Origin of the sequence: Micromonospora sp. HB375, from assembly GCF_017872985.1 — a bacterium.
GTDB classification, from domain to species: Bacteria; Actinomycetota; Actinomycetes; order Mycobacteriales; family Micromonosporaceae; genus Micromonospora; species Micromonospora chalcea.
Genome location: NZ_JAGGJO010000001.1, coordinates 5,944,444 through 5,964,202, shown reverse-complemented (window position 1 = coordinate 5,964,202; position 19,759 = coordinate 5,944,444). Strand labels below are relative to the sequence as shown.

The window sequence follows — 19,759 nt, the reverse complement described above, 5'->3', positions numbered from 1 at the left end:
GTGGCGGGTTGGGGGACGTCAGCTCCTTGATCAACGGGAGAGGGCGGGGAGGGGCGGCGGGGGCAGGGATGGGAGTCGATCCCGGTTGGGGCCCGTGATGTGGGATCACAGTGCGGAGCTGTGGTCCGGCCGGGCGTGGTGTGGCAGCATGAGGCACATGACCGCCGCTGTCGTCCGCCGCTTCGTGGCTCGCCGCCACGTCGATTACGGCCGCGTGCGCAGCGCGATCTGTCCGGCCCACTGACGACGCCCGACCCTTCCGTCTCGGGCGCGCACTCGCGCCGGCCGTCATCGACATCGCCGTCCACGGCCCACTCCCGGGCCGGCCGCCGCGTCCGCGCTCGCAGGCACCGCAGCAAGCAATGGAGGACGCCGCGATGGCGGTCAGCAGCACCCCGACCCGTCCCGACTCCCCGGCGCCCGCCGCCCGTGCGCCCCGCCGGCCACGCGGCGAGGGCCAGTGGGCGCTCGGGCACAAAGAGCCGCTCAACCCCAACGAGCGGATCAAGAAGGACGACGACCCGCTGAACGTGCGGGACCGGATCGAGAACATCTACGCCCATCGCGGTTTCGCCTCGATCGACCCGCAGGACCTGCGCGGCCGGTTCCGCTGGTGGGGCCTCTACACCCAGCGCAAGGCCGGCATCGACGGCGGGCGTACCGCAGTCCTGGAGCCGCACGAGCTGGAGGACGAGTTCTTCATGCTCCGCGTCCGGGTGGACGGCGGCCAGCTCAACCTGGCCCAGCTCCGCGTGATCGCGGACATCTCCCGCGAGTTCGCCCGGGACACCGCCGACATCACCGACCGGCAGAACATCCAGTACCACTGGATCCGGGTCGAGGACATGCCGGAGATCTGGCGCCGGCTGGAGGCGGTCGGCCTGCAGACCACCGAGGCGTGCGGCGACTGCCCCCGGATCGTGCTGGGCAGCCCGGTCGCCGGGGTGGCCCGGGACGAGGTGCTCGACCCGACTCCGGCGATCGACGAGATCGTCCGCCGGTACGTCGGCGACAAGGCGTACTCCAACCTGCCCCGCAAGTTCAAGACCTCGATCTCCTGGCTGGTCGACACCCCGTACGAGGCGAACGACATCGCGTTCCTCGGCGTGGAGCACCCGGAGCACGGTCCCGGCTTCGACGTGTGGGTGGGCGGCGGGCTCTCCACCAACCCGATGCTCGCCAAGCGGCTCGGCGTCTGGGTGCCGCTGAACGACGTGCCGGACGTGTGGGCCGGTGTGGTCGGCATCTTCCGCGACTACGGCTACCGCCGGCTGCGTAACCGGGCCCGGCTGAAGTTCCTGGTCGCCGACTGGGGCGTGGAGCGGTTCCGGGAGGTGCTGGAGAAGGAGTACCTGGGCCGCACGCTGCTGGACGGCCCGGCCGCGGAACTGCCGGCGAAGCCGGTCGACCACATCGGTGTGCACGCCCAGCGTGACGGCGCGAACTACGTCGGCGCGGCCCCGGTGGTGGGCCGGGTCTCCGGCACCCAGCTGGCGCAGCTCGCCGACGTGGTCGAGGCGCACGGCAGCGGCCGGGTGCGGCTCACCCCGTACCAGAAGCTGCTGGTGCTGGACGTGGCGCCGGAGCGGACCGAGGAGCTGGTCACGGCGCTGCGCGGGATCGGCCTGGAGGCCCGGCCGTCGGCGTGGCGGCGCGGCACGATGGCCTGCACCGGCATCGAGTTCTGCAAGCTCGCCATCGTCGAGACCAAGCGGCGCGGCGAGGAACTGGTCGCGCGACTGGAGGAGCGGCTGCGCGACTTCGACGCGGACATCTCCATCCACCTCAACGGCTGCCCGAACGCCTGCGCCCGCACCCAGGTCGCGGACATCGGGCTCAAGGGCCAGCTCGTGGTCGGCCCGGACGGCCGGCAGGTCGAGGGTTTCCAGGTGCACCTCGGCGGCGGCCTCGGCATGGCCCAGGGCCAGACCGCCGGTTTCGGCCGCAAGCTGCGCGGCCTGAAGACCACCGCCGAGGAGCTTCCGGAGTACGTGGAACGGCTCGCCCGCCGCTACCTGGCCGGCCGGACCGAGGGTGAGACGTTCGCCAACTGGGTGATCAGAGCCGACGAGGAGGAGCTCCGATGAGCGATGCCCGATCTGCGCCTCTCTACTGCCCGTACTGCGGGGAGGAGGACCTGCGACCGCACGAGGCCGGACACGGCGCCTGGGAGTGCCACGCCTGCGCGCGGGTCTTCGCGGTCAAGTTCACCGGTCTGCTGAGCCGGGCGGTGACCCGGTGAGCGGCCTCGTCTCCGCCGCCGGCCTCGGCCTGATCGGCGAGGCCGGGCCGGCCCGCCGGGACTCGGAGGAGTTGCGCGCGCTGGCCGAGGAGGCCGGCCGGGAGCTGGCGGACGCGCCGGCGATCGAGATCGCCCGGTGGGCGGCCGAGACGTTCGGCGAGCGGTTCTGCGTGACCAGCTCGATGGCCGACGGGGTGGTGGCGCACCTGGTCTCCCGGGTCGCGCCCGGCGTCGACGTGGTGTTCCTGGACACCGGGCTGCACTTCCCGGAGACGCTGCGGGTGCGTGACGAGGTGGCCCGCCGGATGCCGGTGCGGGTGCGCTCGATCCGGCCTCGGATGACCGTGGGCCAGCAGGACGGCCAGTACGGTCCGCGGCTGTTCAACAGGTCCCCGGACGACTGCTGCCAGCTGCGCAAGGTCGAGCCGCTGGAGCGGGCGCTGTCCGGGTACGACGCGTGGGCCGCCGGGCTGCGCCGGGACGAGTCGCCGACCCGGGCGAACACGCCGGTGGTGGGCTTCGACGTGCGGCGCGGCAAGGTCAAGGTGAACCCGATCGCGGCGTGGACGCAGCGGGAGGTGGACGCGTACGTGGCCCGGTACGACATCCCGGTCAACGAGCTGTTCGCCCGTGGCTACGGCTCGATCGGCTGCTGGCCGTGCACCCGGCGGACGAAGGCGGGGGAGGACCCGCGGTCCGGTCGCTGGGCGATGTTCGAGAAGACCGAGTGCGGCCTGCACACCTGAGGGCCGGGCCACCCGTGGTGCTGGTGGCGCACGGGAGCCGTGACCCTCGGGCGGCGGAGGCGACCCGGGCGCTGGCCCGGGCCGTGGCGGCCACCTGGCCCGGTCGTGCGGTGCTGCCGAGCTGGCTGGACCACACCGATCCCGGCCCGGCCGAGGTGCTGCGCGGGCTTGCCGCCGCCGGCCACTCCCGGGCGGTTCTGGTGCCGCTGCTGCTGACCGCCGCGTACCACCGGAAGGTCGACATCCCGGCGGCGGTCGCGGCGGCCGGCGCCGAGATCGAGGTACGGGTGACCGACGTGCTGGGCCCGGCCGGCTCCGGCGTGGACGGCGGGTTGCTGGACGGGCTGCGCCGCCGCCTGGCGGAGGCGACCGGCGACGGGCCGGGCGGGCTGGACGCGGTGGTGCTGGCGGCGGCCGGTACCCGGGATCCGGCCGCTCGTGCCTCGGTGGGCCGGGTCGCGGCGGCGTTCGGCGCCGGGCTGGGCGTGCCGTGCCGCGTGTCGTACGCGTCGGCGGCGCCGCCGGAGGTCGGCGGCGCGGTGACGCGACTGCGCGCGGCGGGGGCCCGCCGGGTCGCGGTGGCGGCCTACTTCCTGGCGCCGGGCCGGTTCCACGACGGGGTACGCGCGGCGGCCCGGTCGGCGGGCGCGGTGGCGGTGGCGGAGCCGCTGAACGACCTGCCGGAGTTGGCGGATCTGGTCCGGCGGCGCGTGGACACGGTCGCGGCCTGACGGGTGAGGACAACGCAACGCCCCGGCCGGAATCCCGGCCGGGGCGTTGTCGTGTGGTACGGGTCAGGCGGAGTGAGCGCGCAGCACCCGGAGACCGCCGCGGCGCTTCACCGCGCGGCGCTCCTCTTCGCTCATCCCGCCCCAGACGCCGGCGTCCTGACCGGACTCCAGCGCCCACTGCAGGCACTGGTCGGTCACGGGGCAGCGCCGGCAGACGGCCTTCGCCTGCTCCACCTGAAGGAGGGCCGGGCCGGACGTCCCGATGGGGAAGAACAGCTCCGGGTCCTCGTCGCGGCAGACCGAATCGTGGCGCCAGTCCATGGCGGCAACACTCCTCATTCTTAGTGGGTGGCCAGTAAACGCTTCGTTGCTATTCCTATTTGCGTCCGCATTGCCGAAGGGTGACGGTCAGCATCCATCAATTCGGCGCAGCGTGAGCAGGCTGTGGGGTGCCTGGACCTGCTGGAACAGCTCAACCGAACGAGCATATCCAGGCAATGTCCCGGCAACACGAGTTCGCTTGTGAATACTTTCACGAACTACAGCGATGTCAAGGGTGCCGCTCGGAAAAACTCCGAACAGTGAGCGGGCTCACCACCCATTTGTCCGGGTTTACCAGGGTCCTGGTTACCCGGCGTGCCACAGTCGATAATCAATGTAGTACGGTCTGCGTGACGTTGCTGACATTTCCGGCACCCTTCCTCGGCGTGGCGGCCACCGCGCCCGCGCGGCGGGGGGATCCGCGTCAACCGACTGGAGTACCCGAGACCTAGCAGATTACTCTCAGTGCCGCCGGCACGGAGGTGAATCGGACTTTCTCCCGCTCGCCGAGGTAGTCCCCGTCCATCTGGAACGGCAGTGGGCGCTCCGAGCGCAGGGTGAACTCCGCCAGGTCGTGCAGGCGCAGCACCTGCTTGCCGTGCGGGTCCGGCTTCCGGGAGAAGAACTGCGCCGCCGTACGGGCCGTGCTGGCCACCCGCAGCCGCCGCAGCGCGAGCACGTCGAGCCCGAGATCGAACGAGGCTTCCGGGTTCGGGTTGATCTCCCGGTCGCCCAGGTACGTCCACGGCGCGGTGTTCTGGATGATCGCCGTGGCCAGCTCCGTGTCCGGCGCCTCACCCGGACGCTCCAGCGTGATCGACGGGTGGCGGCGGTCCGAGCCGACGAAGTACTGGCTCGCGGTGGACCGGAAGTAGAGCGCCGGCGTGGAGACGCGCCCCTTCTTGCGGGACTGTTCCACCCGGCGGATGACCGCCGCGTCCAGCCCGAAGCCGGCGCAGAACGTGAAGTAGCGGTCGTCGGCCCGGCCCAGCCCGATCGTGCGGGACCGGCCCAGCCGCAGTCCCTCCAGGATCATGCTGGTGCCGTCCGGCCATTCCCGGGGCAGCCCGAGCGCGCGGGCGAAGACGTTCGTCGAGCCGCCGGGCACGGTGGCCAGCGCGGGCAGCCGCTCGGCCGAGGTCTGCCCGGTCCGGAACGTCGGCGGCTCCGCCGCCATCAGGCCGTTTACCACCTCGTTGACGGTGCCGTCGCCACCGAGCGTTACCACCAGGTCGACGCCCTCCTGGGCGGCCTCCCGGGCCAGGTCCATGGCATGGCCCCGCCGGCGCGTGTAGCGCACCGACAGGTCGACTTCACTGCGCAACGCCCGGACCAGCACGTCCCGGCTGCGCTCGCTGGTGGTGGTGGCCTTCGGATTGACCACCAGGACGGCCCGCATGGGCGGCACTGTACCGCGACTACCCACCGGTATCGTGGCGCCCGTGACGATCGACTCCGACCCGGTCCCCGGCACGCTGCGCGCCGCGGTGCTCCTGCTACGCGCGGAGGCGGCGGCGCTCGGGCTGATCGCGGTGTGGCTCATCTGGTCCGACCTCACCGCTGAGACGACGGACCTGGTCTCGGCGCTGTGGGTGACCGCGTTCGCGATCGGCGGCGCGGTGGCGCTCTGGGCGCTCGGCGGCGCGTTGTCCCGCCGTCGCGCCGGCGCACGCGCGCCCGCGATCGTGCTTCAGCTCATGCTGCTGCCGGTCGGCTGGTTCATGATCGAGGGCGGCATGGGCTGGCTCGGGCTGCCGCTCATGGCGTTCGGCATCGGCATGGTCGGGTTGCTGGTGAGCGGCCCGACCAACCGCGCGCTCGGCTTCGGCGACCCGGCCCGCTGAACGCCGGACGGCCGCCGGAGCGGTGGCCGCGACCCGGTCAGTAGCCGCCGGCGCGGCGGGTCAGCAGCGAGATGGTGGCCCGGCCGTCGGTCGCGTGGGCGTTGGCCCCGGTGGTCAGCGCAGTGAGCACCTTCCAGGCGAACGACGACTCCGACGGCAGCGTCGCGCCCCGGACCGTCGGCACCGTGACCTCGACGGTGAGCGCGTCCTCGGTGACCGCGAACCGGCACTCCAGCTCGGCGTCGCGGGTGGCGATGGCGAGCAGCATGGCGCACGCCTCGTCGACGGCGATGCGCAGGTCCTCGATCTCGTCGAGGGCGAACTGCAGCCGGGCCGCGAGGCCGGCCGTGGCGGTGCGGAGCACGCCGAGGTAACCACCGTCGGCGGGCACGGTGAGGTGGACGACGTCGTCGTCAGTCGTCGGGTGCCCGGTCAGTTGAGTCACGGCTCCTCCCCCCGGTGCGGGACTCTACCCGGTCAGGGGGTCGGCCGCGTGGGCGCGGCCGTCGCGTGCGTGGCGAGCTCGCGCAACGCGGGCCCGGCCAGGCGGTACGGGGTCCACTCGTCCATCGGCGTGGCGCCGATCGCGGCGTAGAAGCGGGCTGCCGGGTTCCAGTTGATCATCCACCACTCCAGCCGCTGGTAGCCGCGCTCGACGCAGATCGCGGCGAGGGTGGCCAGCAGCATCCGGCCCGCGCCGGTGCCCCGGGCGGACGGGCGGACGTACAGGTCCTCCAGGTAGATGCCGTGCACGCCGGCCCAGGTGGAGAAGTTGAGGAACCAGAGCGCGAAGCCGACCGGCTGGTCCGCCGCGTCGACGGCCACGTGACCGAAGAGCGCCGGCGCCGACCCGAACAGGGCCGCCTCCAGCTGCTCGGTGGTGAGGTGGCACTGCTCCGGGGCGCGCTCGTACTCGGCGAGTTCGTGCACCATGGCGACGACGGCCGGTACGTCCCCGGGACGTACCGGCCGGATCGTCGGAGTGCCGTCGGGCGACGTCACGCCTGCTTGGTCTCCCAGAAGATCTTCGAGATCTCGTCGATCTTCGCCAGCAGCTCGTCCGCCTTGGCCGGGTCGGTCGCGCCCTTGGCGCCGGCCGCGCCGGCCAGCTTGGTGGCCTCGTTGAACAGCTGGTGCAGGTGCGGGTACTTCTCGAAGTGCGGCGGCTTGAAGTAGTCGGTCCAGAGCACCCACAGGTGGTGCTTGACCAGCTCCGCCCGCTGCTCCTTGATCAGGATGGCGCGGGTGCGGAACTCCGGGTCGGTGTTGGCCTGGTACTTCTCACAGATCATTTTGACCGACTCGGCCTCGATCCGGGCCTGGGCCGGGTCGTATACGCCGCAGGGCAGGTCGCAGTGAGCGCTGGCCGTCACCCGGGGCGTGAGGATGCGGGGAAGGCGCATCAGGGTCCTCCATGGGTTGTTTGCGATGATCCAAGACGACATTACTCCTGGAGACGCCCTCGGGGGCTGGGAGGTGACATGGCGCCCACCGGCGAACCTCCGGCGCTGCGCGGCCCGCTGACGCCGGTGCTGGTGACCGGCCCCTCCATGTCCCCCACGCTGCGGCACGGCGACGCGGTGCTGGTCCGCACCGGCGGCCGGGCGGTGCGCCCCGGTGACGTGGTCGTCGCGGTCTTCCGCAGCCGTCCCGACCTGCTCGTCGTCAAGCGGGCGGTGGAACCGCGCGACGGCGGCTGGTGGTTGCGCGGCGACAACGAGTTCGTCGCCGACGACTCCCGCGCGTACGGGGTGGCCGACGTCCGCGGCCGGGTGGTGGCCCGCTGGTGGCCGCGTCCGGGACTGGTCAGGGGCCGGTAACGACCGGAGCGGATATGACCCCGCTCACATACTGGCTGCCGAAGCGTGACTATGCTCGGAAAGTGCCCGGGTGACCCCCGCACCGCCGCGCCGCCGGTCGCTGACCACCGCTGACCACGCCGGCCGGTCCGTCTGCTCGACAGATCCTGGAGTCACCATGTCTTCGTCCACCCCGGACCCCGCCGATCCCGTCTTCCGCCTGCACGTCGGCGGCAAGATGGCAGTCGCCTCCACCGTCCCGCTGACCAGCCGCGAGGACCTCTCCCTCGCGTACACCCCGGGGGTTGCCCGGGTGTGTGAGGCGATCGCCGCCGACCCCGCGCTCGCCGACACCTACACCTGGGTGTCGCACACCGTCGCGGTCGTCACCGACGGCTCCGCCGTACTCGGTCTGGGCAACATCGGCCCGCGCGCCGCGCTGCCCGTGATGGAGGGCAAGGCGGTGCTGTTCAAGCAGTTCGCCGGCGTCGACGCGGTGCCGGTCTGCCTGGACACGCAGGACGTGGACGAGATCGTCGCGACGGTCAAGGCGCTCGCGCCCTCGTTCGGCGGGATAAACCTGGAGGACATCAGCGCGCCGCGCTGCTTCGAGGTGGAGCGGCGGCTCGACGAGGCGCTGGACATCCCGGTCTTCCACGACGACCAGCACGGCACCGCGATCGTGGTGCTCGCCGCGCTGCGCAACGCCGCCACGCTGCTCAACCGCAAGCTCGGCGACCTGCGGGTGGCCGTCAGCGGCGCGGGCGCGGCCGGTGTCGCGGTGACCAAGATGCTGATCGCCGGCGGCGTCGACCCGGCCGGGGTGGTGGTGTGCGACTCGCGCGGCATCATCGGCCGGCACCGCGAGCTGACCGGCACCAAGGCCGAGCTGGCCGAACTCACAAACGCCGAGGGCCGCCAGGGCGACATCACCGAGGCGCTGCGCGGCGCGGACGTGCTCATCGGCGTCTCCGGCGGCCAGATCCCCGAGGCGGCGGTGGCCGGCATGGCGCCCGGCGGCATCGTGTTCGCGCTGGCCAACCCCACCCCGGAGGTGCACCCCGAGGTGGCCGCCCGGCACGTGGCGGTGGTCGCCACCGGGCGCAGCGACTACCCGAACCAGATCAACAACGTGCTCGCGTTCCCCGGCGTGTTCCGGGGCGCGCTGGACGCCGGCGCCACCCGGATCACCGACTCGATGAAGGTGGCCGCCGCCGACGCCATCGCGAACGTGGTGGCCGAGTCGCTCACCGCCGACGCGATCGTGCCCTCGCCGCTGGACCCCCGGGTCGCGCCGGCGGTGGCCGAGGCGGTCGCCGAAGCCGCCCGCCGCGACGGCGTCGCCCGCCGCTGAGATGTAAGGAAGGGGCCCTTCTTAACGCCTCCGGTAGAGGAAGGGCCCCTTCTTAACTGCTGCTCAGCTTGTTACCGTGCCGATCATGCGTGCTGCCTTCGCCTCGGCCTTCGACACCGACAACCCGCTCGCCGCGCTCGCCGTCGGCGACCGTCCCGAGCCGACCCACCCGCAGGACGACTGGGTCACCGTGCGGGTCCGGGCCAGCTCGCTCAACCACCACGACCTCTGGTCGCTGCGCGGTGTGGGCCTGACCGCCGACCAGCTCCCGATGATCCTCGGCTGCGACGCGGTCGGCACCGACCCGGACGGCAACGAGGTCGTCATCTACCCGGTGGTGCCCACCCCGGGCGACCCGCGCGGGGTCTCCATCCTCTCCGAGCACTACCAGGGCACGTTCGCCGAGCTGGTCGCCGTACCCCGGATGAACCTCCTGCCGCTGCCCGACGGCCTGTCGGCCACCGACGCGGCGTGCCTGCCCACGGCCTGGCTCACCGCCTGGCGGATGCTGACCACCAAGGGCCGGGTCGCCGACGGCGAGTCGGTGCTGGTCCAGGGCGCCGGCGGTGGCGTGGCCACCGCGGCTGTCGCACTCGGCGTCGCGCTCGGCAAGCGGGTGTACGCGACCAGCCGCGACGCCGCCAAGCGGGAGCGGATCGCCGAGCTGGGCGCGACCGCGCTGGAGCCCGGCGCGCGGCTGCCGGAACGGGTCGACGTGGTGATCGAGACGGTCGGCGCGGCCACGTTCGACCACTCGCTGAAGTCGGCCGCGCCGATGGCCCGGATCGTGGTCTCCGGCGCCACCTCCGGCCACGAGCCGAAGGTCAACCTGCGCCGGGTCTTCGCCATGCAACTGGAGATCCTCGGCACCTCGATGGGCACCCCCGACGAGCTGACCGAACTGCTCGCGTTCTGCGCCGAGCACGAGGTGCGGCCGGTGGTCGACCGGGTGGTGCCGTTCAGCGAGATCACCGAGGCGTTCGCCCGGCTGCAGTCCGGCGACGTCTTCGGCAAGGTGGTCGTCGACCACACCGCCTGAGGCGCGCGGCGCAGCGTGTTAAGAAGGGGCCCCTTCTCTACCGGAGGCGTTAATAAGGGGCCCTTCCTTACAGCCGGTCGTCGAGCGTGGCCACGCCGCCTCGGGCCGCGGCGGCGGGGAGGCGCTCCTTCGCCGCCGGGTCGCCGTAGAGCGTCCAGCGGAGGAACTCGATCGTGGTGTCCGCGACCACGCCGAGCGCCTTGCCGTCGCCGAGCAGCGCCCGGCCGTGGTCGCCCTTCGGCAGGCTGAGCATCGCCTTGGGCCACGGCACCGCGTCGAAGACGGCCTTGCCCGCGGCGTACGACACCACCTCGTCGGTCTCACCGTGCACGTACAACTGCGGCGCGACGGTGCCGGCGAACGCGGTGCCCACGCCGAGCGCGGTGCCGGCGAAGACGATGCCCGCGTCCAGCCGCGCGTCCCGGCCCGCGGTGAACAGGCCGATAGTGGTCACGCCACCGGCGCTGTGCCCGGTCGCGGCCACCCGCTCCGGGTCCAGCCGGCCACGCAGCGGATCGCCCGCCTTCTCGCCGAGCGCGAGCACCCGGGTCAGCACGTACGACACGTCGGCCGGCTGGTTCAGCACGTCCAGCGCGTTGCCGTCGGTGCCCCGAGAGGTGTGCGGGAAACGTGGCGCGGCGACCACGAAACCGGCCGCCGCCCAGCGCGTGAGCAGCACCTGGTAGTCCTCCGGCCGGGCGGTCAGCCCGTGGCTGAACAGCACCACCGGGAACCGCCCGGCCGCCGCCGGGGCGGAGCGCTCGACCGCGCCACCGGCCGCGCCCGCCGCCGGGTACCAGATCGTCACCGGCAACGGCCGGTTGCCGTCCCGGTTCAGCTTCACCTGGCGTACGCCGACCGCGAAGCTCTCCGTGGGCGCCTTGCCGGCGGGTACGCGCGGGGTCGGTGTGACGCTTGTCGGTGCGGTGTCCGGAGCGGGCCGCCCGGCCGGGGCGGCGGGCTGCTCCGAGCAGCCGGCGAGGGCGGCGCCGAGGACGGCGGCGGTGAGCAGGGCGACGGGACGACGGCGCATGAACTGAATTGTGCCTCGCGATCGCCTGTGACCCCGCCCGGTCAGCCGGTCGGGTGGTCGCACGCCGATGCGCGGAGCCGGGCCAGGTCGGCGGCGTCCTTGGCACGGCGGGGCCGCTCCGGCATCCAGACCGGGAACATCTCCTTGAACTCGATCTGCGCGGCGATGCTGATCACCGGGGCCGCTAGCGGACCGATCCGGCCGGGTGGGGCGCTCAGCATGCCCTCGGGCAGGACGGTGCCCGCCCACGGTCCGGCGCCCACGACGACCCGGCCCGCCGTGTCCCGGTCGAGGTACGCGAAGCTCAGCTCGACGTCGTCCCGGACCAGGTCGAGCTGGAGCGTTGCCGGCATTCGGGGGTCGGGCCGCCAGCTGAGCGCGCCGAGCCGGTCGGCCAGCAGGTCGGCGTCCCGCCGCCAGCAGTACCAGTCGACATCGACGTGGGGGCGGCTCACCGCTCCGAGGTGGAAGTCCATCGCCCAGCCGCCGCGCAGCCAGACGTCGATCCCGGCCGCTCCGGCCACCTCGACGACCTCACGGATGGCGCCCAGTTGCCGCCCTTCCAGCCCGTCCACGCCCGCACCCTACCCACCCCCGCCCCGGCTCGCGTCGATCATGAAGTTGGCGGCATCTGCTGTCCGGTTTGTCGCCGTCAACCTCATGATCAACGGCGCTGGGCCGGGTGCCGTCACGTGGGGAGGGAGTGGGTCGTGAAAGTTGTGCCGGGGGCTGTCGCGTCGGCGGGGAGGCGACGCAGCGCTGCCCGGTCGGCGTAGAGCGTCCAGCGCAGGAAGTCGGTGGTGGTGGCGAGCACCTGGGGGAAACCGGCCCGGCCCGGCGTCAGATACTCGCCGTGGCCCTGACCGCGCAGGCTCAGGAAGGCGGCCGGCCCGAGGCAGCGGGCGTACGCGGCCCGGCCGATCGACTCCGGCACGATCCGGTCGGCGCTCCCGTGCACGAACAGCATCGGCGCGAGCGGACGGGAGAAGCCGGCGACCATCCGGCCACCGGCGATCACGATCCCGGCCCGTAGCGGGGTCGGTTGCCCGGAGGCGAACATTCCGAGGCTGGTGTGACCACCGGCCGAGTGCCCGGCGGCGGCGAACCGGTCCACGGCCAGGTGCGCGCCGAGCGGGTCACCGGGGCGGGTGCCCAGACGGACCAGGTGGCGGACCAGCCGCCAGGCGTCGGCCGGCTGGTTGCGTACGTCGTCGCGGGTGTAGCTGCGGGCGCGCAGGCTCGTACGCGGGTAGGTGGGCGCTACCACCACGAACCCGGCGGCCGCCCAGCGGCTGGTCAGGGCGGCGTGCAGCGCGGGCAGGCTGCGCAGCCCGTGGCTGTAGAGGACCACCGGGAACCGGCCCGCCGCGAACGGCGCGCCCGGCCGCACCCGTGGCCCGTCCAGCGTGCCGGTGCCGGACGGCCCGGCGGCGGGGCCGGTCGAGGTGGCGGCGGGGCCCGGCGAGAGGGCGGCGTCACGTGCGGGGGCGGAGCCGGGTAGCGCGGTGGTGTGGGCCGGTGCGGCGGGACCTGCGGAAGTGGACGGGGTCGCCTGCGTGGGCAGGTCGGCCGGGTACCAGACGGTGACCGGCAGCGGCCGCGCGCCCTCCGGGTCGAGCGTGAACTGGCGCATCCCCACCGCGTACTGGCGATCGGGCGCGGGCCGGACACCGGCCGGTACGGGATCGGTGGTGGCGACGGCCTGGCCGCAGCCGGCCAGCAGCGCCGTCATCAGCGCGGCCACCAGCCGCTGCCCCCTCACACCTGCACGGTAGGCAGCCGAGTGGTCGGTCCGCGCCCGCCGTCCGGATCGGCTGCCGTCACCACCCGGCCGGGCGACGCCTCCACCGGCCGGGCGGGTTTGCGCGGGCCGGGTGAGCCGGATGTCGAGCTCCGGCCTGGCGGGGCGGCCTGGTCCGGCCGGTTTCGCTAGGGTCACCCGCATGGCTGAGAACTACACCGACCCGAGTGGCAACACAGCGCAGTTCCGCGCGTTCGTCGATTCGCCCGAGCCGGCCGCGTCGGCGTCGGCGCCGTCCCGGGTGCCGCTGATCGCCGGTGTGGCTGTCGCCGTCGTCGTGGTGGTCGCGCTGGTCGCCTGGATCGCCCTGGGCTGACCCGGCCGCCGCGCGCCGGTCGCCGGCAGCGGCAGGGTCGGGTTTGGAAGCGCTGGGGTCACGCCACCTCGCCGAGGTGGCGACATCGGGCGCACCGGGTCACGCCACCCCGCCGAGGTAGCGGCACCGTCGCCCCGAACGCGGTCAGACGCCCAGCACCTCGCGGGTCTCGCGGGCGATCTCCCGCTCCTCGTCGGTGCCGACCACGAGCACCGCCACCTCCGCGCCGTCCGGCGAGACGATCCGGTCGCCGTGGCCGTCGTTGCGCGCCGGGTCGACGGCGATGCCGAGCCGCTCCAGCCCGGCCAGCGACGCGGAACGCACCGGCGCGGCGTGCTCGCCCACCCCGGCGGTGAACGCGATCGCGTCGACCCGGCCGAGCAGCGCGTAGTACGCGCCGACGTAGCCGGTGATGCGCCGGCAGTAGACGTCGAAGGCCAGTGTCGCGTCCGGGTCACCGGCGGCACGCCGGGCCAGGACCTCGCGCATGTCGTTGACGCCGGTCAGTCCGAGCAGGCCGCTGCGGTGGTTGAGCAGGTCGTCGATGTCGTCGACGCCCATGCCGCCCTCGCGGCGCAGGTGGAAGATGACTGTCGGGTCGAGGTCGCCGCTGCGGGTGCCCATCACCAGGCCCTCCAGCGGTGACATGCCCATCGAGGTGGCCACGCTGCGGCCACCCTGGACCGCGCAGGCGCTCGCCCCGTTGCCCAGGTGCAGCGTGATGGTGTTGAGCTGGTCGTACGGGCGGTCGAGCAGGTCCGCCGTGCGCCGCGAGACGTACGCGTGCGAGGTGCCGTGGAAGCCGTACCGGCGGACGCCGTACCGCTCGGCGGTGGCCTTGTCGATCGCGTACGTGGCGGCGGCCTCGGGCAGCGTGTGGTGGAACGCGGTGTCGAAGACGGCCACCTGCGGGACGTCCGGCAGCGCCTCCCGCGCGACGCGGATGCCGGCCAGGTTGGCCGGGTTGTGCAGCGGGGCGAGCGGCACCAGGTCCTCGATGGCGGCGACCACCGCGTCGTCGATGCGTACCGGCTCGCTGAACTTCCGCCCGCCGTGCACCACCCGGTGGCCGACGCCGGCCAGCCTGGTCAGGTCGAGCCGACCGATGATCTCCCGGACCGCGCTCTCGTGGTCGGCCGGCCCGCCGCCGGGTTCGCCGATCCGTTCGACGGTGCCCTTGTCCAGGACGTCGTCGCCGTCGTACAGCCGGTACTTGACCGACGAGGACCCGCTGTTGAGGACCAGGATGCGGCTCATTCCGACGCCTCCGCGGCGGCCTGGATGGCGGTGATCGCCACCGTGTTGACGATGTCGGGCACGGTGGCGCCGCGGGACAGGTCGTTTACCGGCCGCCGCAGGCCCTGCATGACCGGCCCGACCGCCACCGCCCCGGCCGACCGCTGCACCGCCTTGTACGTGTTGTTGCCGGTGTTCAGGTCCGGGAAGATGAACACCGTGGCGCGCCCGGCGACCGGGCTGTCCGGCAGCTTGGTGGCGGCCACCTGCGGGTCGATCGCCGCGTCGTACTGGATCGGGCCCTCGACCAGCAGGTCGGGCCGGCGTTCCCGGACCAGCTTGGTGGCCGCCGCGACCTTCTCCACGTCGGCGCCCGCGCCGGAGCTGCCGGTGGAGTAGGACAGCATCGCCACCCGCGGCTCGATGCCGAACCGGGCCGCGGTGTCGGCCGACGAGATGGCGATGTCGGCGAGCTGGTCGGCGTCCGGGTCGGGGTTGACGGCGCAGTCGCCGTAGACGAGCACCCGGTCGGCGAGCAGCATGAAGAAGACGCTGGAGGCGACCGAGACGCCCGGCACGGTCCGGATGATCTCGAAAGCGGGCCGGATGGTGGCGGCTGTGGTGTGGGTGGCGCCGGACACCATGCCGTCGGCGTGGCCGGTCTGCACCATCATCGTGCCGAAGTAGTTGGGTTGCGCCACGATGTCGTGCGCCAGTTCCACGGTGACGCCGCGGTGGGCGCGCAACTGCGCGTACGCCTGCGCGAACTCGTCCCGCCACGGGCTGGTCGCCGGGTCGACCACCTGCGCGTCGCCGAGGTCCACGCCCAGCTCCCGGGTGCGGCGGGCGATCTCGTCCGGGCGGCCGAGCAGCGTGATCTCGGCGACGCCCCGGCGCAGCAGCACCTCGGTCGCGCGCAGGATCCGTTCGTCGGCGCCCTCGGGCAGCACGAGCCGGCGGCGTTGGGCGCGGGCCCGGTCGATCAGGTCGTTCTCGAACATCAGCGGGGTGACCCGCGCGGACCGGCTGACCCGCAGCCGGCGGGCCAGGTCGTCGGTGTCCACGCAGCGTTCGAACGCGCCGAGCGCGGCCTCGACCTTGCGCGGGTTGGCGGTGCTGGGGCGGCCCTCGATCCGGCTGGACGCGGACACCGTGTCGTAGCTGTCGCTGGGCACCGACAGCACCGGGAGCCCGGTGTTCATCCGCTCGACCAGGCGCATGGCCCGCGGGTCGGGCTGTTCGCCGAGCGTGAGCACCAGCCCGGCCAGCGACACCTGCCCGGCGACGTGCGCGGCCCCGGCGGCCACCAGCAGGTCGGCGCGGTCGCCCGGGGTGATCACCAGCGCCCCGTCGGTGAGGTGGTCCAGCAGCGTCGGCACGTGCGCCGCGCCGACCACGTAGTCGAGCACGTCACGGTCGAGCGCGGTCTCGTCGCCGGTGAGCACGGTGCCGCGCAGCGCCGCGGCGACCTCCGCCACCGTCGGCGCCGACACGGTCGGCACCTCCGGGATCGCGTACGCGGGCACCGGCAGCTCGGGCAGCGTCATCGGCTCCGGCACGCGGTTGGCCAGCGCCGCGATCACCGTCGCGCCGAGGTCGACCAGATCGTGGTACGCGCCGCGCAGCGCCGCCGCGATCGTCTCGGGCGTCTGCCCGAAACCGTCGACCACCGGGACCACGACGCTGCTGAACTCGGTCGCGAGCCGGGCGTTGAAGGCCAGCTCACGCGGGCCGGTGCCGTCGCCGTAGGCGAAGTCGCTGCCGACCACCACTATCGCCGGGCAGCGGCGTTCGACCTCCCGGTAGCGGGTGACGATCCGGGAGATCAGCTCCTCCCGGCGGCCGTCCGCGACGAGCGCGCTCGCTTCGGCGTACGTGGCGCCGTACAGCTCGTCGACCGGCAGATCCATCCGGTAGCGCTCGGTGAGCAGGGCCAGGATCGGGTCGGTGCCGTCGCCGGTGACGAGCGGCCGGAACGCGCCGATTCGTTCCACCTGGCGGGACAACAGCTCGGCCAGCCCGAGCGCCACTGTCGATTTTCCCCCGCCCGAGCCAACGCCGGTCAGGTACACGCTGCGCGCCACGGCACCCAACCTACAAGATCGAGGTCGGTGCTGTCCGTTCTGCCTGGTCAGCACGGCTAGCCGGGGGAGAAGGTGGAAGTTTCTCGCATCTACACTTGGCCGTGTGGAAGGCCCGACAGCACTGATTCCCGTCGTACCGGAATCGCCCCCCGTCTTCGTCGACCCGAGCGGGCGGCGACGTCGGCGGCTGCGCCGTCTCGCCTACTGCGCCGGCGCGGCCGGCGTGATCTACACGGTCATGGTGGGGGTCAGCTTCGCCGGCGGGCCGATCACCCCGGACACCGTCATCCCGTTCGTCGAGCCGACCAGCGAGCAGCGGCTGCCCTCGCCGAAACCGTCGGACACTCCCGCGCCGACCCGTGCCACGCCGGACACGCCCACCGACATCCGCACCGCGCCGGTGCGGGTGCCGGCAACCTCCGTCGCCCCCGCCGCCACGGTCCCGCCGAGCCCTCGGTATCCCCGGCCGACCCGGACCGCACCGACCGCGCCCCGGCCCGTCCAGACGCCGGCCACCACCGCGCCGCCCACCGCCCCCACCGCCGAGGTGCCGCCGCCCGTTGTCGACCCGCCGGCGGTTGTCGACCCGCCCGCCGCGCCGGTCGCGCCCGCCGATGAGTGACCAGGCGCCCGCCCGCCCGAACCCGCAGACAAGTGAGCAGCCCACAGTCACGCTGGACCGCCGCCGTGTGCGGGCCGCCCGCGGGCACCGGGCCGGGCGGCAGCCGGACGACGCGCCCACAGCCGTGCTGGACGTCCGGCAGATCCCCGGCGTGCGGCAGATCCCCGGCGCGCGCCGGTCCCGTGGGCGGCGTCTCCTGCCCCGGCCGAGCTGGGCCCTGGTCGCCATGGTCGTGGTCGTCCTGGGCGGTCTGCTGGTCGTCGAGGCGTACACGAACGCCGCGTTCGTACCGGACAACCGGGTGACGCCCGGCAGCCAGCGGGAGGTCCCCAGCTCGGTGGTCGGCGGCGGCCCGATCGTCAACGTCGGCGCGGAGGGCCGGACCCAGTCGCACCGCCTGCCGCCGCGGACCGTCGCGCTCACCTTCGACGACGGACCCGACCCGCGGTGGACGCCGGAGGTGCTGCGCGTCCTGGACAAGTACCAGGTCAAGGGCACCTTCTTCGTCATCGGTTCGCAGGTCGTCAGAAACCCGGAGGTGACCCGCCGGCTGGTGGCCGAGGGCCACGAGCTGGGCGTGCACACGTTCACCCATCCCGACCTCGCCGCGCTGCCGGAGTGGCGGCGCGAACTGGAGTACGCGCAGACGCAGCTCGCCATCGCCAGCACCACAGGTGTCCGGACGTCGCTGCTGCGCTTCCCGTACTCGTCCCGGGCGGACGCGTACACCGACCGGGACTGGCCGATGCTGCGGCAGGCGGGCGAGCTGGGCTACCTCACGGTCGTCAACGACGTGGACAGCCGGGACTGGGAGCTGCTCCCGGTCGAGGAGATGATCGCGAACGCCACGCCGGACGGGACGGCCGGCACCATCGCGCTGTGGCACGACTCGGGCGGCGACCGGGCCGGCACCGTGGCCGCGCTGGACCGCTACATCCCGGCGATGCTGGAACGCGGCTACCGCTTCACCACCGTCAGCGAGGGACTCAACCAGACGTTCGCGGCCGCGGGTGTGTCCGGCCCGGTGGGCGGGCACACGGCGGTCCCGCTCGACGAGCGGTTGCGGGGCCACGTGCTGGTCGGCGCGGTACGCGTCGCCGACGGCATGTTCGGGGTGCTCGGCGTCTTCTTCGTTCTCGTCGGGGTGCTCACGATCGGCCGTACCCTGCTGCTGTTCGTCGTGGCCCCGCGGCACGCGCGCCGCCGCCGTCGCCGCGACTGGTCCTGGGGCCCGCCGGTCACCGAACCGGTCTCGGTGATCGTGCCCGCGTACAACGAGCGGGAGGGCATCGCCGCGGCGGTCCGCTCGCTGGCCCTGGGCGACCACCCCGGCGGCATCGAGGTGGTGGTGGTCGACGACGGCTCGACCGACGGCACCGCCGACATCGTCGCGGCGCTGCGCCTGCCGAACGTGCGGGTCGTGCGCAAGCCCAACGGCGGCAAGCCCAGCGCGCTGAACACCGGCGTCGCGCTGGCCCGGCACGACCTGATCGTCATGGTCGACGGCGACACGATCTTCGAGCCGGACTCGGTCCGCCGGCTGGTCCAGCCGTTCGCCGACCCCCGGGTCGGCGTGGTCGCCGGCAACGTCAAGGTCGGCAACCGCCGCGGCCTGATCGCCAAGTGGCAGCACATCGAGTACGTCATCGGCTTCAACCTCGACCGCCGCCTCTACGAGACGCTGCGCTGCATGCCCACCGTCCCCGGCGCGATCGGCGCGTTCCGGCGGCAGGCGCTGGAGCAGGTGGGCGGCCTGACCGACGACACGCTCGCCGAGGACACCGACGTCACCATCGCCGTCGGCCGCGCCGGCTGGCACATCGTGTACGAGGAGAGCGCCCGCGCCTGGACCGAGGCGCCGACCACCATCGGCCAGTTGTGGAAGCAGCGGTACCGGTGGAGCTACGGCACCATGCAGGCGATGTGGAAGCACCGGCGCTCGGTGATCGAGAGCGGTCCGTCGGGCCGGTTCGGCCGCCGGTGCCTGTCGTTCCTGACGCTGTTCGGCGTGCTGCTGCCGCTGGCCGCCCCGGTGATCGACCTGCTCGCCATCTACGGGCTGATCTTCCTGGACCGCAGCGACACGGTAGTGGCCTGGCTGGTGATGCTCGCGCTCCAGTTCCTCACCGCGGTGCTCGCCTTCCGGCTGGACCGGGAGAGGCTCGGCGTGCTCTGGGTGCTGCCGTTGCAGCAGTTCGTCTACCGGCAGGTCATGTACCTGGTACTGCTCCAGGCGGTCGGCACCGCGCTGACCGGCGGCCGGCTGGGCTGGCAGAAGCTGCGGCGTACCGGGGACCTGCGGGTCGCCGGGCGGGGCGCGGCCGGCTGAGGCCGCGCCCGGCCGCGCGCGTCAGTCGTCGTCGTCCGGGTCGTCGAGGCGGGCCAGCCAGGTGGCGAACCGCTCGATCGGGGTCTCGAACTCCGGGTTCAGGTCGACGAAGTCACGCAGCCGCTCGCCCAGCCACTCCAGGCTGACCTGCTCGTCACCCCGGCGCTCGACCAGCTCCTCGATGCCACGGTCGGTGAAGTACACGGTGTTCCTCTCGTCGTACGGCAACGGCCCGCCCCGGGTCGGGACGGGCCGCTGCCGG

General features: G+C 73.3%; 22 protein-coding genes. 11 read left to right on the top strand and 11 right to left on the bottom strand.

Annotated features, from left to right (window positions below):
• The first annotated feature begins 377 nt into the window (after positions 1–377).
• Genes J3R08_RS26350 through J3R08_RS26335 form a run of 4 tightly spaced genes read left to right on the top strand, consistent with a single transcriptional unit; the run spans position 378 to position 3,719 of the window.
• Entirely contained in the window at positions 378–2,087 is a 1,710-nt protein-coding gene (locus J3R08_RS26350; RefSeq protein ID WP_209963103.1) for a nitrite/sulfite reductase, read from the top strand.
• Positions 2,084–2,242: a hypothetical protein gene (locus J3R08_RS26345; RefSeq protein ID WP_013288361.1), complete on the top strand. Its 159-nt coding sequence runs from the start codon at positions 2,084–2,086 to the stop codon at positions 2,240–2,242. Before J3R08_RS26350 ends, J3R08_RS26345 begins: the two co-directional genes overlap by 4 nt.
• Positions 2,239–2,988: a phosphoadenylyl-sulfate reductase gene (locus J3R08_RS26340; protein ID WP_209963101.1), complete on the top strand. Its 750-nt coding sequence runs from the start codon at positions 2,239–2,241 to the stop codon at positions 2,986–2,988. Before J3R08_RS26345 ends, J3R08_RS26340 begins: the two co-directional genes overlap by 4 nt.
• Positions 2,970–3,719, top strand: coding sequence for a sirohydrochlorin chelatase (locus tag J3R08_RS26335; RefSeq protein WP_209963099.1), 750 nt, complete (start codon positions 2,970–2,972; stop codon positions 3,717–3,719). Before J3R08_RS26340 ends, J3R08_RS26335 begins: the two co-directional genes overlap by 19 nt.
• A gap of 63 nt (positions 3,720–3,782) precedes the next feature.
• Here J3R08_RS26335 and J3R08_RS26330 read toward each other — a convergent pair whose 3' ends face one another.
• Both J3R08_RS26330 and J3R08_RS26325 read right to left on the bottom strand, forming a co-directional pair.
• Entirely contained in the window at positions 3,783–4,040 is a 258-nt protein-coding gene (locus tag J3R08_RS26330; RefSeq protein ID WP_013288358.1) for a WhiB family transcriptional regulator, read from the bottom strand.
• Positions 4,041–4,488: 448 nt separating this feature from the next.
• A complete protein-coding gene (locus J3R08_RS26325; RefSeq protein WP_030503232.1) occupies positions 4,489–5,439 on the bottom strand; it encodes a diacylglycerol kinase family protein in 951 nt (316 codons plus the stop codon).
• 43 nt (positions 5,440–5,482) lie between these two features.
• Between J3R08_RS26325 and J3R08_RS26320 the strand changes: the two genes are divergently transcribed.
• Positions 5,483–5,884: a hypothetical protein gene (locus tag J3R08_RS26320; RefSeq protein ID WP_043328520.1), complete on the top strand. Its 402-nt coding sequence runs from the start codon at positions 5,483–5,485 to the stop codon at positions 5,882–5,884.
• A gap of 37 nt (positions 5,885–5,921) precedes the next feature.
• Here J3R08_RS26320 and J3R08_RS26315 read toward each other — a convergent pair whose 3' ends face one another.
• Genes J3R08_RS26315 through sodN form a run of 3 tightly spaced genes read right to left on the bottom strand, consistent with a single transcriptional unit; the run spans position 5,922 to position 7,287 of the window.
• The gene (locus J3R08_RS26315; protein ID WP_030503230.1) at positions 5,922–6,329 is read right to left on the bottom strand and encodes an ATP-binding protein; all 408 of its coding nucleotides are present in this window, start codon (positions 6,327–6,329) and stop codon (positions 5,922–5,924) included.
• Between the two features lie 32 nt (positions 6,330–6,361).
• Positions 6,362–6,886, bottom strand: a complete 525-nt coding sequence (locus J3R08_RS26310; RefSeq protein ID WP_209963097.1) for a GNAT family N-acetyltransferase — start codon at positions 6,884–6,886, stop codon at positions 6,362–6,364.
• Entirely contained in the window at positions 6,883–7,287 is a 405-nt protein-coding gene (gene sodN / locus J3R08_RS26305) for a superoxide dismutase, Ni (RefSeq protein ID WP_043328527.1), read from the bottom strand. The genes J3R08_RS26310 and sodN overlap by 4 nt, the downstream gene beginning before the upstream one ends.
• 78 nt (positions 7,288–7,365) lie before the next feature.
• On the opposite strand from sodN, the gene J3R08_RS26300 reads away from it, so the two are divergent.
• From J3R08_RS26300 to J3R08_RS26290, 3 genes are all read left to right on the top strand, one after another.
• Positions 7,366–7,704, top strand: coding sequence for a S24 family peptidase (locus J3R08_RS26300; protein ID WP_043328529.1), 339 nt, complete (start codon positions 7,366–7,368; stop codon positions 7,702–7,704).
• A gap of 157 nt (positions 7,705–7,861) precedes the next feature.
• Entirely contained in the window at positions 7,862–9,037 is a 1,176-nt protein-coding gene (locus J3R08_RS26295) for an NADP-dependent malic enzyme (RefSeq protein WP_043328531.1), read from the top strand.
• 85 nt (positions 9,038–9,122) lie between these two features.
• Positions 9,123–10,076, top strand: coding sequence for a zinc-binding dehydrogenase (locus tag J3R08_RS26290; protein WP_030503225.1), 954 nt, complete (start codon positions 9,123–9,125; stop codon positions 10,074–10,076).
• A 67-nt stretch (positions 10,077–10,143) separates the two neighbouring features.
• Here the strand turns inward: J3R08_RS26290 and J3R08_RS26285 are convergent, their stop codons facing one another.
• From J3R08_RS26285 to J3R08_RS26275, 3 genes are all read right to left on the bottom strand, one after another.
• Positions 10,144–11,109 (bottom strand): chlorophyllase, encoded by a 966-nt coding sequence (locus J3R08_RS26285; RefSeq protein WP_209963095.1) that lies wholly within the window; start codon positions 11,107–11,109, stop codon positions 10,144–10,146.
• A 41-nt stretch (positions 11,110–11,150) separates the two neighbouring features.
• Positions 11,151–11,684: a nucleotidyltransferase domain-containing protein gene (locus J3R08_RS26280; protein WP_209963093.1), complete on the bottom strand. Its 534-nt coding sequence runs from the start codon at positions 11,682–11,684 to the stop codon at positions 11,151–11,153.
• A 113-nt stretch (positions 11,685–11,797) separates the two neighbouring features.
• On the bottom strand, positions 11,798–12,871 hold the full coding sequence (locus tag J3R08_RS26275) for an alpha/beta hydrolase (RefSeq protein ID WP_064447874.1): 1,074 nt from the start codon (positions 12,869–12,871) through the stop codon (positions 11,798–11,800).
• 181 nt (positions 12,872–13,052) lie between these two features.
• Between J3R08_RS26275 and J3R08_RS26270 the strand changes: the two genes are divergently transcribed.
• Positions 13,053–13,226: a hypothetical protein gene (locus tag J3R08_RS26270; protein WP_166457193.1), complete on the top strand. Its 174-nt coding sequence runs from the start codon at positions 13,053–13,055 to the stop codon at positions 13,224–13,226.
• Positions 13,227–13,370: 144 nt separating this feature from the next.
• On the opposite strand, the gene J3R08_RS26265 is transcribed toward J3R08_RS26270, so the two are convergent.
• Both J3R08_RS26265 and pta read right to left on the bottom strand, forming a co-directional pair.
• Positions 13,371–14,483, bottom strand: a complete 1,113-nt coding sequence (locus J3R08_RS26265; RefSeq protein ID WP_209963091.1) for an acetate/propionate family kinase — start codon at positions 14,481–14,483, stop codon at positions 13,371–13,373.
• Positions 14,480–16,555 carry a phosphate acetyltransferase gene (pta, locus tag J3R08_RS26260; protein ID WP_209963089.1) on the bottom strand — a complete coding sequence of 692 codons (2,076 nt, stop codon included), beginning with the start codon at positions 16,553–16,555 and terminating at the stop codon, positions 14,480–14,482. The genes J3R08_RS26265 and pta overlap by 4 nt, the downstream gene beginning before the upstream one ends.
• A gap of 94 nt (positions 16,556–16,649) precedes the next feature.
• On the opposite strand from pta, the gene J3R08_RS26255 reads away from it, so the two are divergent.
• Positions 16,650–17,168: a hypothetical protein gene (locus J3R08_RS26255; protein ID WP_069087363.1), complete on the top strand. Its 519-nt coding sequence runs from the start codon at positions 16,650–16,652 to the stop codon at positions 17,166–17,168.
• Entirely contained in the window at positions 17,161–19,497 is a 2,337-nt protein-coding gene (locus J3R08_RS26250) for a bifunctional polysaccharide deacetylase/glycosyltransferase family 2 protein (RefSeq protein WP_209963087.1), read from the top strand. Before J3R08_RS26255 ends, J3R08_RS26250 begins: the two co-directional genes overlap by 8 nt.
• A 21-nt stretch (positions 19,498–19,518) precedes the next feature.
• On the opposite strand, the gene J3R08_RS26245 is transcribed toward J3R08_RS26250, so the two are convergent.
• On the bottom strand, positions 19,519–19,701 hold the full coding sequence (locus J3R08_RS26245) for a DUF6104 family protein (protein WP_209963086.1): 183 nt from the start codon (positions 19,699–19,701) through the stop codon (positions 19,519–19,521).
• Positions 19,702–19,759 lie beyond the last annotated feature (58 nt).